The organism is Shewanella sp. DNRA4 (assembly GCF_012843185.1).
GTDB classification, from domain to species: Bacteria; Pseudomonadota; Gammaproteobacteria; order Enterobacterales; family Shewanellaceae; genus Shewanella; species Shewanella xiamenensis.
Map to the genome: position 1 here is coordinate 1 of NZ_JABAIP010000033.1, position 1,252 is coordinate 1,252.

The window sequence follows — 1,252 nt, forward strand, 5'->3', positions numbered from 1 at the left end:
CTGTAACCTCTGAGTTTGTTTTGGATGCCTAGAGCGGCTGGTTATCCAACAGAATCCCATGCTCTTGAGTAGCTTGTAGATGTGATTGGGATGGTACTCAACATTAAACTCACTCGAGATGTATTGCTGGATGTCTGCCCCAGTGAGTCTGCCGCCCTCATCTGATTGTGCTTTGAACTCAATGTATCTGGCGAGTCTCCTTTTTTGCTCATTTGACAATGACGGCTTCTTCCCAGGGCGTGGTTTATCTTCAAGTCCTGCCAGTCCTTGCTCAAGATAGCTGGAGACCCATAAGTTGACGCTAGATCTGGCCACCTTCAACTGGTTTGCCACCTGAGTGCGGTTATGGCATTGCAAAAATAGCGATACAGCGAGCAATCGCATGCGCTTATGCGGATTTTTTTCTCTTTTGGAGAGGCTAAGCAGACTTTCAGCAGTTTTAGATTTCATAATCCAATTTTAAGCTGTTGGGTTGCTTGCTATTAGATCAGACTTCAATGCGGAATGGTATAATACCAATCCGCATTAAAGCTCAGTCACCTTTGCCCATTCCCGAGAGCACATCTTTATCACGCGTTTTGTACAACTGATAAAGCTGTTCCATGCCTTGCTGCAGGCATCCACTATGTCCTCATATCCTTTAAAACAGGATTGGCGAGATAATGTTGGCGCAGCCAACTCCATACCTGTTTGATGGGGTTTAGTTCTGGGGAATATGGCGGCAGTTTGAGGATCGACAGGTTAGGGATATCAGCAGCAATGTCATTGGTATGCCAACCCGCACCGTCCATTACCACGACTGCATGGCGGCCAGGTTTGGTGCGTTTTGCAATTAGCTCCAGGTGCTGGTGCATGATGTCCTTATTGGCGAATGGCGTGATGATGGCTTCAGTTTCTCCTGTTGCAGGACAGACTGCGCCGAAGAGGTGCACATATTCAAACTGCTGCTGTTTTAGCGCTCTTGGTCTACTGCCTTTGGGGGCCCAAAGGCGTGTCGTTGTATTTTGCAGGCCGAATCTGGCTTCGTCCTGAAACCAAATATCAATTGAGACTAAAAAAATCAGCCTCACAATTAACTTTGAATACGCACAGCTGTGAGTTCTTTTAACTTAAAGTTGAGTAATTATTTAATCTAGTCATTAAACCTTCTCAGTGTGGATAACTCTGGGTATAACAAGTGTGTAGGTTGTGCCTAGCTTGGGTGTAACAATCTATTTGAAAATTAATCATAAAAACCTGAAAAAAGCGCTTG

The 1,252-nt window shown here is 45.2% G+C and carries 1 protein-coding gene and 1 pseudogene; both read right to left on the reverse strand.

The genetic code is table 11. From position 1 onward, the window contains the following. Nucleotides 1–450: helix-turn-helix domain-containing protein (locus tag HG547_RS20550; protein ID WP_169548856.1), on the reverse strand; the 450-nt coding region annotated here is incomplete at its 3' end. 75 nt (nt 451–525) lie between these two features. After that, a pseudogene (locus HG547_RS20555) lies at nt 526–1,046 on the reverse strand (IS630 family transposase); the annotation flags it as partial. Nucleotides 1,047–1,252 lie beyond the last annotated feature (206 nt).